Origin of the sequence: Methanomethylovorans sp., assembly GCF_041447285.1 — an archaeon.
GTDB lineage: Archaea > Halobacteriota > Methanosarcinia > Methanosarcinales > Methanosarcinaceae > Methanomethylovorans.
Genome location: NZ_JBGMEB010000015.1, coordinates 1 through 13,925, shown reverse-complemented (window position 1 = coordinate 13,925; position 13,925 = coordinate 1). Strand labels below are relative to the sequence as shown.

The window sequence follows — 13,925 nt, the reverse complement described above, 5'->3', positions numbered from 1 at the left end:
TATCATCCTTTTATTTGAATTACTTTTTCAGCCGGTCTATGATATCCAGACTCTTTTCAATAAGCTCAAGGAACTCCTTGATCTTACGTGGATCCTGCTCCTGCTGCATAGACTGTGCAAGCATAATGGTTTTTTTCTTCAGCATCTCTTCCAGATCTGGTAAAGTGCTGAGATGGGAATCCTTACATACCGGGGCCTCAGAAGGCTTCTCGATGAGAGATGGAAATGAGCCTACTGAAGAAGAAACTTCTTTTTTAGGCTCTATGTTACCAGATATAGCGGAAGAAACATCCGTTTGTTTCTCCACATGTTTTTTCTGAGCTGCAACAGTAGGTTTCTGTCCCGTATCACATACAGGGCAAATAATGTTCCCTTTGTACCTGAATAAGGGAGCTCCACATTCTGCACAGTGCTGTGCCAGCATTGTACCGCCGACCTCAAGCATTCGTGAGATCTTGGATATTGATTCTTCGTCTTTTTGACTCATGTGTTCCTCTATTACATCGTCTTGAGATATATCATTGAGATAGTACCAATGAAAGTCTTTTTATACCATATAATGGTTTAGTTGTAACTTGATTATCTTATTTTAGTGATAAGTCATCTGAAGGTGATTTGTATGGCAAGCGATTTTAAAGATGTTATAAACCAGTGTACACAGATATTAGAGCAGATCGCAAACGACAGTTCTGTTCCACGAAATATAAGGCGTTCTGCAACCGATGTGCTGACCACACTGAAAAAAGAGGATGAGCCTCTATTTATGAGAACAACAGCAAGTATTTCTATATTAGAAGATATCAGCAACGACCCTAACATTCCATTACATACCCGCACCTTGATCTGGAATGTTGCAAGCCAGCTTGAAACAATTCCTGTAGATGATTAATGATTCCTGTATGAGGAACATGGATGTTACCCTGTAAGGAGTACATCCTCTTAAACCCATTTCTGAATTTGTATTAAATAGGCTTCAGATGATTGTGGCCTTTAAAAATGTGTTAATGACACTATCCTTTTAATTGTAATTGTAGTAAATATAGTGGTCATTAGGAAGAATCAAGAAGGAAACATGATAAAGAGTATTATTGCAAACATAAGAGAAGAGCTGGAAGAAAAAGACATAGCCAGAGAGCAGGGTATAACATTATCACGAGAAATAGTGCGTAATTGCAGAGTAGCGATGCAGCACATCCATAAGATGGAACTTGAAAAAGCTTATTCAATGATCCAAACTGCGAGCAGTAATATGAAAAAAATGGATGATGTACTTGAAAGTCAGCCGGATATATACTATGGAGGCTTTGTGGAACATGCCCAGCAGGAATTCACAGAGTGTAGTGTAATGTATGCCCTTGTTTCCGAAAATAGTATACCCGAACCCAGAGAATTAAAAGTGGAGCCTGTGGCATATCTTAATGGACTGGGAGATGTGGGCGGAGAAATAAAAAGACATATCCTTGATCTGATACGCCATGGAAAGTTGGAGGAGGGAGAAAAATACCTGAGTATCATGGAAGAATTATACATGGGCTTGATGTTATTTGACTATCCTGATGCTATGACACATGGACTTAGGGCAAAGACGGATAGACTACGCCTGCTCCTGGAAACCTCACGCGGAGAACTTACAGCAGCAGTAAGGCAACAAAAACTAGAAATGGCTATGAAAACACTGGAAGCTCAATTCTTATCTCACAAATAAAGAAATAAATAATATCGTGCCGAATAAATCATTATCAAGAGGACATCATTATGAAATTCGACCCTGAATATATCAAGGCATCAGCAAAAGAAGACTTTGATGCTGTATGGAACAACGGCAGGCAATATGTCAAAAGATCACCAGTTAACCAGGGATACCCATACATGGAACTGAACTATGGGAAAGTGCATCCTGTTTACGAGACAATATCACGCCTGCGTGAAGCGTACCTTAGAATGGGCTTCCATGAGATGATGAATCCTCTGATAGTAGATGAGAAAGAAGTGCATAAACAGTTTGGACATGAGGCACTTGCAGTACTTGACAGATGTTTCTATTTAGGAGGACTCCCAAGGCCAAATGTCGGAATATCCGATGAAAGGATCACTAAAATAAAAGAAATGTTGGGCGACATTGGTGAAGAGGGTATCGAGAAGATAAGGAAGATACTTCACGCATATAAAAAGGGAGACATAGAGGGAGATGACCTTGTACCTGAAATGGCAATGGAACTTGGTGCTTCGGACTCACTTATAGTAGAGATGATAGATCAGGTGTTCCCGGAGTTCAAGGAATTGGCGCCATTATGTGGCCGAAAGACATTGCGTAGCCATATGACCTCCGGCTGGTTCATAAGCCTTTCAGGCATATTGGAACGTGCTGAACCTCCTTTTAACTTCTTCTCCATAGACCGCTGTTTTAGAAGAGAACAGGCTGAAGACGCTGCGCGTCTCATGACATACTATTCAGCATCATGTGTAATTATGGACGAAGATGTCACAGTAGACCACGGAAAAGCTGTTGCAGAGGGACTTCTTGCACAGTTTGGCTTTGAAAAGTTCAGATTCAGACCCGATGATAAAAGAAGCAAGTACTATGTTCCTGACACGCAAATAGAAGTTTTTGCATATCACCCCAAGCTTGTGGGTTCAAAGACAAAGTATTCTGATGGCTGGGTCGAAATAGCGACCTTTGGAATATATTCGCCTACCGCTCTTGCAGAGTATGAGATACCATATCCCGTAATGAACCTAGGACTAGGAGTAGAAAGGCTTGCTATGATACTTTATGGTGCAATGGATATGCGTTCTTTGACATACCCACAGATACCACAATACTCACCATGGATCATGCATGACAACGAACTTGCAAAGATGGCGTATGTGGAAAAGATACCTTCTACCGCGGAAGGAGAACAAATTCTTGCATCCATAGTTAAACAGTGTGAACTACACGGTTCTGAACCCAGCCCATGCGAATTTGCTGTATGGAAAGGCATTATCTACAATAGAAAAGTGAAAGTGTCAGTAGTAGAACCTGAGGAAAACACTAAACTTTGTGGCCCGGCAGCTTTCAATGAAGTATTGGCATTTAAGGGAGATATCCTGGGGCTACCCAATAACAAGAAGTGGGAAGAAGCTTTTGAAAATGATTCTGCAAGATCAGGCATAAGGTTCATAGATGCCTTCGCTGCCCAGGCAGCATGGGAAATAGAAGAAGCTGCAAAGAATGGTGAGAATTTGGTTGAAACCAGAGTAAGGATAGTTAAAGTGCCTTCTGAGATCAATGTAAAGATTAAACCTCTGGCTCAGCGCTATATTACCAGCAACAATAAAAAGATCGATATAAGAGGACCTGTTTTCACAACAGTGAGGGCAGAAATCGAATGATCTTTCCTTGCGAGCAGTTCGACCCTCAAGGAAGATCACTAGAAGAACTAAAAGAGATACAATGGAGAATAGCTTCTCAGGTATCTCTTTCTGACTATTTTGGAGCAATGGAAACAACGGCAGGCGCTGACTGCTCTTATTTTCAAGGAAAGGTTATTGCAGTTATAGTGGTGCAGGATGCGAATAGTTTTGAAATTTTAGAGAAAAAGTCTGTAGTGCAGCAAGTAAAGATGCCATATATAAGCACATACCTCTCATTCAGAGAAGGTTATCCCCTATGCTGCGCATTTAGGGACTTGAGAATTAAGCCAGACTTGATGCTGGTTGATGGATGTGGTATATCTCACCCCAGAGGTGCTGGAATTGCATCACATCTTGGAGTTGTACTGGACATACCTACCATTGGAATTTCAAAAAATATCCTCTGCGGGAAAGCCTTAGAACCGATTCACGAAGGTGAAGCAAATCCACTTGTGTATCATGATGAACAAATAGGATGGGCACTTAAAAGTACTCAAAAGAGCAAGCCCATTATAGCCACTCCTGGACACCGGATATCACTTAATTCTACTCTTTCGATGGTTAAAAGATTCCTAAGGAGCCACAAACTTCCAGAACCCATACGTCTGGCACATAATCATGCATCTATGATCAGACAGAATTTACATGAATAGAAAGAAATTAGAAAAAATGGGTTAGAAAATAACCCAGTAAATAAACGAAGTTTACCTTGCATCGAAGAAGGGCATCTCTTCCGCTTCTACTTTTGAAGCTTTGCAAATCTGATTGGATTTGGCACGAAGAACTCTTGCTATAAACCGGGGTTCAAGCTGTATGCGCAAAAGAGTCATTTCACGTTCCTCATAATAGACATCATTACTTTGGATCACCCTATGAGTAATCACCTGGTGCTTGAGTATCTTTGCTATGATACCCATAGTACCACCGCGCAGATCTTCGGGGCTGGTATGAGTTATAAAAATGAAATCTCCTACATTGGACTTGTAAGCTGCAAAAAAATTATGAGGACTGCGGATTTCAATAGTAAGTGCGTGATGATTTCTTAGCTCTGAGATCACACGCTCTGACATGCCTGTTAATGCAACGTACTCCATACTATCACCCATACATTGGGAACTCTTTCCTCGGTGCTGGTTGCTGTTCTGTTGATTTTACATCTTCTGCAAGCCTTTGCATTTCTATCTCGATCTTCGCAGCCTGTTCAATAAGGCTTTCAGTATTAACTGACAGATCATATAGCTGATTTAACACGTCAATTACCACAGCTGCAGCTCTTGGATCCGGATTCTGGCTTTGGGTAGCTCCCAAAAGACTGATACCGGGTACTTCCCGAACCAGGCATTCTGCCATAATGCTTCCCGAGATACCGGAAATTGTACCCATCTGAAAAACTTCTACTTTGTCTTTTATCCTTTCAAGCATTTCAGGCGTTGTAGCTGCTCCGAACACCTTGCGCTCTTCAGACATTGTAGCTATGCCTGCAATTGAAACTACTTCCTTTACATTGATGGCCTTTGCCCAATCCAGTAATGCCCTGCTGATATCATAGGATACCACTGGATTGATTGGTATATCCGAGACAACCATGACAATATTATGTTCCTCACTTTCATAAATCCTCACAGGCATATTGATGAGGCCTTCATAGAGCACGGCTATAGGAGGAAAATGCCTTGAGTCTATGGATCCAACATAAGTCATTTTAAGTTCATCTATGATCTGCTGGCTTGCGATATTACCCACCAGACCTATTCCCGGGAAACCTTCTATAAGTACTGGATTTTCCAATTTGATGGGTTTTGTTACTATTTTTACGTCCTTGTCATCATAATCTGTGTCTGCCAAAAGATCACCTGTTTATACATAAACGCTTAATTTAATCGTTTATATTTTATACTGATCATGATAGATAAGAGCATCGTTCATTAAAATAAAGGAAGGGTAACATGGAAAAACCGATATTATATCTGGAAAGTACAGGCAAAGAGAACACACAACTGGTTATTGATGCGGCCATCAAAAGGGCTCAAGAACTAGAGATCAAGCAAATAGTAGTGGCAAGTACCACTGGATACACAGCATTAGAGATGGCAAAAGCTGCTAAAGGAAAAGATCTGAATGTCATTTGTGTAAGCTACCAGTATGGTGTCAAAGGGGATGGGAAATGGGAGATGGACCTTGATACATTGAAAGAATTGCAAAGTATGGGTGTGGAAGTTGTCGTCCAGTCTCATCTGTTCTCAGGGATAGAAAGGGCTATCTCTAATAAATTAGGTGGAGCCAGCAGAGTGGATGTAATATCTAACGCTTTGCGCTCTTTGTTCGGCCAAGGCTTCAAAGTAGTTGTGGAAATCACAATGATGGCAGCAGACTCGGGGAAGATACCAGTGTCTTCTGAAACGGAGGTCATTGCAATTGGAGGCACAGGACACGGTGCAGATATAGCAGTTGTTATCAGGCCATCACATTCACAGAAGTTCTTTGATGCCCAGATAAGAGAGATCATTGCTATGCCAAGAATAAGACAATAAACCAGTAAAATATTACTGGATTTCTTCTTTTTTGTTCTCTTCTAATAAGAAATCTGGTTCTAAATTTTCATTAACAGCTGGATCTGAATTTGAGGTTGGGTTTTGGATACTGATAGCATATTTAAGAGCTACTGCCGTGATGGCAACTGAAACTACAAAAAGAATTATTGCGATGAGAAAAGCTAGTAATGTGTTCATACTATTTCAAAAATAAAAAATGGAAGTACTGTAAAGTACTTCACTGAGGTTTCTCATAAAGCTTTGTCTTCTGGAACAGCTTTCCTCCCTTCTTAGAGTGGGGCTGCCTGAAAACAGTATCATTGGCTTTCTCGATCTCACGCGCTTCGATTGCAAGCTGGGCTGCTGCCCTCATCATTTCATGACCTGCAGCTGTTGTAAGAGCTACCTGTTCAAGCTCCTTCATCATGAAACATGCAGGGAAATTGATCTTTGCAACCATGTCAGCCATGTGCAGTGCTGCAAGGCCCTTTGCTTTTGCATAGGGGTTGCTGAAGTGAGATCTCTCGATACATACCTCTGGCTTTGCAAGAATGTGAGGCAACTGTATTGGCTCGCCTGCATCTACCTGGGCTGCTACCTTGTCCAGTTCTTCCTGAATGAGCCTTACTACACCACATGTAGAGAGGACTTTCATTGCATCAGAGTTGAAGGATGCCATTTCTACCGGGTCAAGGAATTCGGTCTTTGCACCGATGAGTGGATCGACGGTCATGATAATGTAACCGAAGCCAGCCTGCTGGAGAGCTTCACGGTCCTCTTTCTTGGTAGGTCCATCGGAGACGATGATGCATGGAACATCTTTAAAGTGTTCACGTGCTGCAGTTGGACCTGGAGCGCTTGAGTTCGGACTGATCATAATATAAAAGTCTGCTCCCGTATTCTTGAATTCTGCTGTTGCAGCAGCTTCATCTTTTCCCATTTTGGGACCTGTACCGAAAACACGTACACTGATACCTTCTCTTGCTGCAATCTCATCCTGAACCAGATCAATGACCTGGCTCATGCCCAAATTGCCTAGTTTAATTATTCCAATCTTTGCCATATAAAATCACAGCACAGCAATTGTACAGTGTAGCATATATTACTTTTGGGAAGAATAACACTCGAGTGGAGAGATATCTAGAAGGAACGAAGAATTAGTGGAATTTTGCACCAATTGAGAAGAATCTATCCGAAAAGGTTAAAAGTAATGTCATTTATTTCACATCAGCCTGTTCCATAAGCCCCATTTACAATCTTAAATCCTAGGTAGATCAAGTGAGTTATATAAGTGGTCTTTCTGAGAAAAGTAGTGATAGTAAGAAGTTGATAGTTTTTGATATGGACAGCACACTGATCGATGCTGAAACTATCGATGAGCTTGCGAAGGCGGCGGGAGTTGGGAGAGAGGTATCAGCAATAACCGAAAGGGCTATGAAAGGAGAGATAGATTTCTCCCAAGCACTTAAGGAGAGAGTAAAACTTCTGAAAGGATTAACTTTAGAAGATGCAATAGCAGCTTTAGATAAGATGCCTCTGATGCCTGGTGCTAAAGAACTGATCAATTTCGTGAAGTCTGCAGGATATACTACTGCAATGGTATCTGGTGGATTCACACTATCATCGGAAAGAGTGGGAAAACTACTTGGAATAGACCACGTAGTATCCAACGAACTAATAGTAAAGGATGGGATCATCACTGGCGAAGTGGTGGGATCCCTTACTGCACAGAACTCAAAGGAACTGGTGCTTGAAGAGATTGCAGCTCAGCACGGAATCGCACCTGAAGATTGCATAGTTGTAGGTGACGGAGCAAATGATATATGTATCTTCAAAAGAGCAAGATACGCTATAGCATTCAATTCGAAGCCTGTATTGCGACAACATGCAGATATTGTGATTATAGAGAAGAACCTCAAAGCTGTGATACCAGTCATCGAATCATTCGACCTGGATCAGCGGTGTGTATCGTGCATTAGAAATGCATGAAACGCCGGCTTCAACGCCGGAGAGGGAGGATTAACAAGCGATGTTGAAAGAACTGAACGAGAAGAAGACAGAGCTGAAAAGACTGTCAGAAGAATACAAGACACAGCGCAACGAACTCAATGCCGAAGCAAGCAAGCTTGCTGCAAAGCGTAATGAGCTCAATAAGAAGACTAAAGACCTTATAAACGAAGCTCAGAATCATAAGAACCTTCGCGATGAGAACAATGTGAAGGTCAAAGAGCATAAGGACTTGAGGGATGAGATCAACAACAGGGCAAATGAGATATATGCCCAGATAGACACCATCCGTGGAGAGAATAACCTTACAGGTCCATCAATCAAAGATATCCGTAAAGATATCGACCGCCTGGAGTTTGCACAGCAGACAGAAGTCCTCAGCACAAGCAAGGAAAGAGAACTTGTGAACAAGATCACAGAGCTGCGCAAAATATACAATGCTAAAAAACAGCAGCTTGAAAGCAACCAGGAATTAAAGGAACTGCTCACAAAGGCACAGGATATCAGGGACGAAGCTTCAAAAGAACACACATTTTTGTCCGAATATGCACAAAAAGCACAGGAATATCATGACCTCATGATAGCAACCTTTAAAGAAGCTGACAAGATACGTGCCGAATCCGATGCTGCACACAAGGAATTCGTAAAGTTCCAAGAAAATGCAGATGAGAAACACAAAAAGTTCATAGCTGCCCAGAAAGAGATAAGGGACATTGATAAAGAGGTCCGCAAGCTCAAGAAGGGAGAAACTGATGGCAGAAGAGAAGTATCCAAGGCTGATATGCGTAAAGATGCCGAAGATATCTTTGATAAGTTCAAGGCCGGAGAGAAACTCACTACAGAGAACCTCATGGCACTTCAGAGATCTGGACTGCTATAAAAAAGATAAGATAAGGGTGTTTTCACCCTTAAATTTCAATTTTGTTTTATCAATCATTTAATCCCAGACGGATACGTCTGAACTCAGAATTGCGCATTAAGCATTTGCCACCTGTAAAGGTAGCGTCGTGAGTAATCTTTTTCCATATGGATTTAAGACTATCATCATGAATGTTACCATAACTTAGAGGAAGACAAGAACATGGCCACACGTTTCCTTCAGGAGTTATATGCAACCATTTTTTTCCGGCGAAACAACCCATTTTTCCCACGATGTGAGGTATAGGGAAAATTCGGGGACCATCACTTTTGCTTGCCCTGAGGACAAAATCATCGAACTTTTTGCAATCTTCTGCTGAAAGCACCTCGTTAGTACGGTCAAGCCACCTACCAGTTGGAACGATCTCAAAGAAAGATATTTCTTGTACTCCTGTCTCACAGGCAAGTTGATAGAAATCATCTAATTCATGTATATTCCCAGGGGAGATCACCACATACATATTCACAAGCAGGCCAGCCTCAATTCCATTGCGTATTGCAGAAATGGCATCTTTGAACACACCTGCCCTGCCACGCATGAGGTCGTGTCCTTCTTCATGAGCACTATCCAGACTCACACTAAGCATGTAGAGACCAGCATCCTTAAGGCTCTGTGCACGCTCGGCAGTTAAGCCTACACCCGAAGTGAACAGGGCAGGAATTGCACGCTGCTGGTCTACATAAGATATCAGTTCTTCCAGCCCCACATAGAGCAGGGGTTCTCCCCCGTCGAATATGATCAGGGTTGTGCCTAGATCCTGTGCCTGGTCAATTATTGATTTTACAACAGCAGGTTCTAGCTTTGCACGATTTTTTGTATCGGGCAATGCACAGTGGAGGCATTTATTAGGGCAATCCTCAGTAATAGAAATGGTCAATTGCTCTGGCATATATTTACCCCTCATGTTTCCCAACTGGCTGGACACAAGCCTATCAAAGGATTTGCTTGGAATCGGGGGCATCCAGGTGGAATAAATAAGTCTGTCCCCATCCACCTTTGAAGGCTTCGTATCATCGAACATCCCCATGAGATCTTTAATCATCACTTTAAAAACAGGCGATACTAAACCTTCGGTATCCATCTTCACAAGACCATCTTGAATTGTTGCATAGACCTTGAAAAGGGGATTTTGATAGAAATAATATTTATCCATAGTCACTGCTTACTTCCTCCTCAGTGCAGCCCTGTAGGAAAGCAATGAAGATGGCTTTTTCCTGAGCATGAACATGCCGGTACGTATTGCTTTAGTCACAGGATCACCCTGAATAAAAGAAAGATCCTCACCTTCAAATACCTGTATCATGGAATCTATTTCTTTGTCTGTCATTTTCCGCAGTGTCTCGAGTGCGATGCGGCCGAGATAATACTCATTCCTGTACTCTTTATTCCAGCGTTTTCTGTACTGTGACAAAAATGCTGGAGAAACATCACCTTTTGTAATAGCATCTGCGGCTACATCACCGCACATCTGACCTGCATGCATACCGTATCCTATACCAGACTGGGCTGCAGAGCCTCCGGTTATCATAACCCCTTCACCTGTAATCTCTCCTGGAATAGCAGCGATAGGATCACCACCCACGGACTTGCTGATGAAGGAGATATCATCTAAGCCTTTTATTTTCTTGAAGCGCTCCACCCAGGCATCAAAGAAAGAGGAGACATCCATCCCATGCCCGCGTACGTATACACCCAGGGTTGCCCGATCACCACCACATGGAGAATAGGTTGATTTCCATCCTGGAGCATGATTACCGACATAGTACTCAAACATGTCCGGTTCTCCTATACCTGGTGCTTCGATCTCAGCTTCAAGAGACCATGCTGTATCACGAGGATATTTAATGGGTTTCATGCCCAGAAGACCTGCAATTCTCGAATTGATACCATCAGAAATAATTACCAATTTGGACTTCAACATTCCTTCGTTGGTACTTATAGAAAATACACCTTCACCTCGAATCACATTCAGAGCTTCTACCCCTGTGCGGATATCAACACCGGCCTTGCTCACTTGTTGTGCATAATATTCATCGAATTTCTTACGGTTCAAGAAATATGCAGGGCTCTCTACAACAACTTCGCCACCTGATGGTGCTATAATATGTGCACCTTTGAGATTCTTTATCACATAGCTCTGGTCAACGGCCTCACCAGTCCTATCGAACATTCCTTTAAAGAAAGTGTTTGCAGGATGGGTAGGATTACCAATAGCTTCTTTTCGTTCAATAAGAATAACATTTGCACCCTTTAAGGCAGCATTACGGGCAGCCATAAGGCCTGCCGGAGAGGCACCAATTACTATAATATCTGCATCCATTAGAATTACCTTACCATAATATAGAAGCGTAGCCGGATAATAGTATCATGAGAAGTACATCTACTACAAGTGAACCAAACATTATTCCCCTGTAACGTGAACCCTGAAGGAAAAGACGGCCACCTCTTGGAGGAGTGGGGTTTTTAATGAAATCAAATGATTGAGATAGCATCCATATACCTGCAAGGATAGCACCTGCAAAAAATACAGGTCCAAGATGGGCAGTGATACCTATGGCAATAGAAGCAATAACTCCTACTATCCACATGAGAGTAACGAATTTAGCAGTAGCTGGTACACCAAAAGTTACAGGAAAAGTAGGTGCACCGCGTGCACGGTCTCCTTCCACATCCCTTGCGACACCAGAAAGTGTGAATCCCCAATCAGTAAAACACATCATAAGGCCTAAAAAGATAGCCGGAAGAGGTAAAATTGAACCGTAGTCTGGTTGCTTAAAAATTCCTGCGGGATCAAAGGCCAGCCATATACCAATGGGCACAAGGCCATAAGATATCCCAACGGGTACGAAACTTAAGAAAGTAGACCTTTTTGCAATGCTGGAGTATACGCTGATGGTTGCCACTGCAATAATAAGCACAATAAAAGATTCTGGATTGAGGATCAATGCGGCTGCTGATGCTACCACTCCAAGGAAAATAGCGTATATCAATGCTTTACGTTTTTCGAGCTGTGCAGAAGGAAGAGGCCTGTTTGGAAGATTTATGCTGTCTATATCCACATCACAACAGTCGTTATATACATATGAACTTGTGATAGCTGCATATCCACCAATTACTGCAATAATAAATGACATAAGAGAAGGGAGAGAGCCTGTTGCCAGATAAGAAGCAAGCAACGCACTTGCTGCTGGCAGGGCAAGATCCATCTCCGCTATCTCCGGCCGTAGTAATTCAATAAAGGGATGTGTGGTCTTTGAATCTGAGATTGAAACCATTAGATCACCAAAAGAACCTGTTTTTGAGATTTTGTACTTTGTGCTTAGTTCACAAAGAATATCAGATTATAGTAGCTACCTCTTTCAGTTTCGCGACCAAGGGGTGCTCAAACCTTTCTGCTATCATGAAAGTGAATTCTACATCAGGATTCATTTCTATAAGTTTAAGGACATTCATATATGCCTGTTCAAGAGATTCGTAGTCCGGGATGTGAACTGTTTCTGTATTGAAAGGATAGATTTCAGCTAGCTCCTGCGGGAATGCACCAAAGGGGGGTCTGAATATAAGAATATGATCATAGTCTGCATCTATACGCGTAGGTGAAGCTCTGATCAAAACCTTACCTTTAAATGAGAAATGATCTAATCTGCGAGAAAATCTTAAAACCTCGGGTCTTTTAGAGGATTCTGGGCCGCAGTAAAAGAAAGTGGACTTTGATGCAGGATCATGCTGTTCCAGCCAATCTGAATGTTTGTACATCTGTTTCAGGGCTGAAAGCAAGCGCGGATGCGCACGGCATCTTTGTTCAACTAGTTCCAGTAAGTTACCTTCTTTTATGGATTGCTTTACATAGCGCATTTCTTCAAAAGTCACATAGAGGTTGTGCCGAGCAAGGAGATCTTGGCAATTAGATGCTTTTTTGAGTTGTTCTGCTGTATGAGATACACATACAGGACAGGAACATGGAAGATACTGAAGCTGATCCACATGATAAGTTCCCGTAGTGGTAATGTAGCGTCTATCCTTTGCATAAAGGGCATAAGCCGCAGAGTCAAACAGATCACACCCCAAGGATACTGCAAGAGCAAACATCATGGGATGACCTGCACCAAACAGATGAACAGGAGCAGAAGGGTCTAGCCCTTTTTTGGCCGAAACAATTACATCGACCAGATCTGCATAGCGGTATGTTTCCATGAGAGGAACTACTGCTCCAAAAGGATATACATCAAAACCTACTCCAGAGAGAGTACTTGCACATTCTTCACGCAGATCAGGATAGCTTGAACCTTGAACAGGACCAGCAAGTAGCATATCGCCTTTGACCAAATTACGGGCAGCTTTAAGGCGTTCAATGGTGATACTAAGCTCAGACTCGGCTTGATCTCTTGTGACATTAGGAGGAGTTGGGATATCCAAAGGGACACCTATATCTGAACCTATCTTTTGCTGGAAATCCACAATTTGCTCGTTGGTTACTTCTACTTCACCATATACAGATAATTGGAATGATCCAGAATCAGTCATAATAGGACCATCAAAATCCAGCAGAGAATGAAGGCCATCCTTAAGCGCTTTCTCGCGCAGTTCCTCCTTGCGGTAGATAATATAAGAATTGGTGATGAGCATTTGAGCCCCGAAATCTCTCATCTCTGAGGGCTTGATGGTCTGGATATTGGGATTGATAACAGGCATTACGGTTGGAGTTTCCACTACGCCATGAGCAGTAGTCAATTTACCGATGCGTCCTGCAGCATCCTTATGAAGGATCTCGAATCTGGATGTCATGTGGGGGAAGATAATATTAAAGATATATGTATGTTGCTCATGAAAAAATGTTGTAAGATCATAAGTATAGTCTTGAGATGAAAAATACAAACCAACTGAGCATTATTAAGAGATGCTGATAAAATAGAATCAAAGTACAAACTACTTAAAGAGCTGTAGCCGTTAGAATTAGAGTTAAAATTCATAGAGTGAGCATAGCAGCGATCCGAAGTTCCCAAAGGCTCGCGCACTTAAGTACAGTACGGAACGTGGACAGGCTTATCTTCTGTGTTCGGGATGGGTACAGG

The 13,925-nt window shown here is 42.1% G+C and carries 16 protein-coding genes and 1 rRNA gene; 7 read left to right on the top strand and 10 right to left on the bottom strand.

All coding sequences use genetic code 11. From position 1 onward, the window contains the following. Positions 1 to 19: 19 nt before the first annotated feature. Entirely contained in the window at positions 20 to 487 is a 468-nt protein-coding gene (locus tag ACC612_RS09260) for an Sjogren's syndrome/scleroderma autoantigen 1 family protein (RefSeq protein WP_371854247.1), read from the bottom strand. A 132-nt stretch (positions 488 to 619) separates the two neighbouring features. On the opposite strand from ACC612_RS09260, the gene ACC612_RS09255 reads away from it, so the two are divergent. From ACC612_RS09255 to ACC612_RS09240, 4 genes are all read left to right on the top strand, one after another. Further along, positions 620 to 889, top strand: a complete 270-nt coding sequence (locus ACC612_RS09255) for a UPF0147 family protein (RefSeq protein ID WP_371854246.1) — start codon at positions 620 to 622, stop codon at positions 887 to 889. A 183-nt stretch (positions 890 to 1,072) separates the two neighbouring features. Further along, entirely contained in the window at positions 1,073 to 1,705 is a 633-nt protein-coding gene (locus tag ACC612_RS09250) for a haloacid dehalogenase (RefSeq protein WP_371854245.1), read from the top strand. A 50-nt stretch (positions 1,706 to 1,755) separates the two neighbouring features. Continuing rightward, on the top strand, positions 1,756 to 3,375 hold the full coding sequence (sepS, locus tag ACC612_RS09245) for an O-phosphoserine--tRNA ligase (RefSeq protein ID WP_371854244.1): 1,620 nt from the start codon (positions 1,756 to 1,758) through the stop codon (positions 3,373 to 3,375). Beyond that, positions 3,372 to 4,049, top strand: coding sequence for an endonuclease V (locus tag ACC612_RS09240; RefSeq protein ID WP_371854243.1), 678 nt, complete (start codon positions 3,372 to 3,374; stop codon positions 4,047 to 4,049). Before sepS ends, ACC612_RS09240 begins: the two co-directional genes overlap by 4 nt. A gap of 51 nt (positions 4,050 to 4,100) precedes the next feature. Here ACC612_RS09240 and ACC612_RS09235 read toward each other — a convergent pair whose 3' ends face one another. Both ACC612_RS09235 and ACC612_RS09230 read right to left on the bottom strand, forming a co-directional pair. Next, a complete protein-coding gene (locus ACC612_RS09235) occupies positions 4,101 to 4,490 on the bottom strand; it encodes a DUF473 domain-containing protein (RefSeq protein ID WP_371854242.1) in 390 nt (129 codons plus the stop codon). Between the two features lie 4 nt (positions 4,491 to 4,494). Then, positions 4,495 to 5,241, bottom strand: a complete 747-nt coding sequence (locus ACC612_RS09230) for a proteasome assembly chaperone family protein (protein WP_371854241.1) — start codon at positions 5,239 to 5,241, stop codon at positions 4,495 to 4,497. Between the two features lie 101 nt (positions 5,242 to 5,342). Here ACC612_RS09230 and ACC612_RS09225 point away from each other — a divergent pair, with 101 nt between their 5' ends. Next, positions 5,343 to 5,927, top strand: coding sequence for a pyruvate kinase alpha/beta domain-containing protein (locus ACC612_RS09225; RefSeq protein WP_371854240.1), 585 nt, complete (start codon positions 5,343 to 5,345; stop codon positions 5,925 to 5,927). 12 nt (positions 5,928 to 5,939) lie between these two features. Here the strand turns inward: ACC612_RS09225 and ACC612_RS09220 are convergent, their stop codons facing one another. Together ACC612_RS09220 and ACC612_RS09215 are read right to left on the bottom strand one after the other, a co-directional pair. Then, complete coding sequence (locus ACC612_RS09220; protein WP_371854239.1) at positions 5,940 to 6,125, bottom strand: hypothetical protein; 186 nt, start codon at positions 6,123 to 6,125, stop codon at positions 5,940 to 5,942. Between the two features lie 40 nt (positions 6,126 to 6,165). Then, on the bottom strand, positions 6,166 to 6,990 hold the full coding sequence (locus ACC612_RS09215; RefSeq protein ID WP_371854238.1) for a F420-dependent methylenetetrahydromethanopterin dehydrogenase: 825 nt from the start codon (positions 6,988 to 6,990) through the stop codon (positions 6,166 to 6,168). Between the two features lie 215 nt (positions 6,991 to 7,205). Between ACC612_RS09215 and serB the strand changes: the two genes are divergently transcribed. Both serB and ACC612_RS09205 read left to right on the top strand, forming a co-directional pair. Further along, positions 7,206 to 7,916, top strand: coding sequence for a phosphoserine phosphatase SerB (gene serB, locus ACC612_RS09210; protein ID WP_371854237.1), 711 nt, complete (start codon positions 7,206 to 7,208; stop codon positions 7,914 to 7,916). 40 nt (positions 7,917 to 7,956) lie between these two features. Next, positions 7,957 to 8,814 carry a coiled-coil protein gene (locus ACC612_RS09205; RefSeq protein ID WP_371854236.1) on the top strand — a complete coding sequence of 286 codons (858 nt, stop codon included), beginning with the start codon at positions 7,957 to 7,959 and terminating at the stop codon, positions 8,812 to 8,814. A gap of 49 nt (positions 8,815 to 8,863) precedes the next feature. Here ACC612_RS09205 and ACC612_RS09200 read toward each other — a convergent pair whose 3' ends face one another. From ACC612_RS09200 to rrf, 5 genes are all read right to left on the bottom strand, one after another. Further along, on the bottom strand, positions 8,864 to 10,006 hold the full coding sequence (locus tag ACC612_RS09200) for a radical SAM/SPASM domain-containing protein (RefSeq protein ID WP_371854345.1): 1,143 nt from the start codon (positions 10,004 to 10,006) through the stop codon (positions 8,864 to 8,866). 9 nt (positions 10,007 to 10,015) lie between these two features. Beyond that, entirely contained in the window at positions 10,016 to 11,173 is a 1,158-nt protein-coding gene (locus tag ACC612_RS09195) for an NAD(P)/FAD-dependent oxidoreductase (protein ID WP_371854235.1), read from the bottom strand. A 10-nt stretch (positions 11,174 to 11,183) separates the two neighbouring features. After that, entirely contained in the window at positions 11,184 to 12,128 is a 945-nt protein-coding gene (locus ACC612_RS09190) for a UbiA prenyltransferase family protein (RefSeq protein ID WP_371854234.1), read from the bottom strand. Between the two features lie 61 nt (positions 12,129 to 12,189). Continuing rightward, positions 12,190 to 13,638 carry a tRNA guanosine(15) transglycosylase TgtA gene (tgtA, locus tag ACC612_RS09185; protein ID WP_371854233.1) on the bottom strand — a complete coding sequence of 483 codons (1,449 nt, stop codon included), beginning with the start codon at positions 13,636 to 13,638 and terminating at the stop codon, positions 12,190 to 12,192. Positions 13,639 to 13,830: 192 nt separating this feature from the next. Beyond that, positions 13,831 to 13,925, bottom strand: a 5S ribosomal RNA gene (gene rrf, locus ACC612_RS09180); the annotation flags it as partial.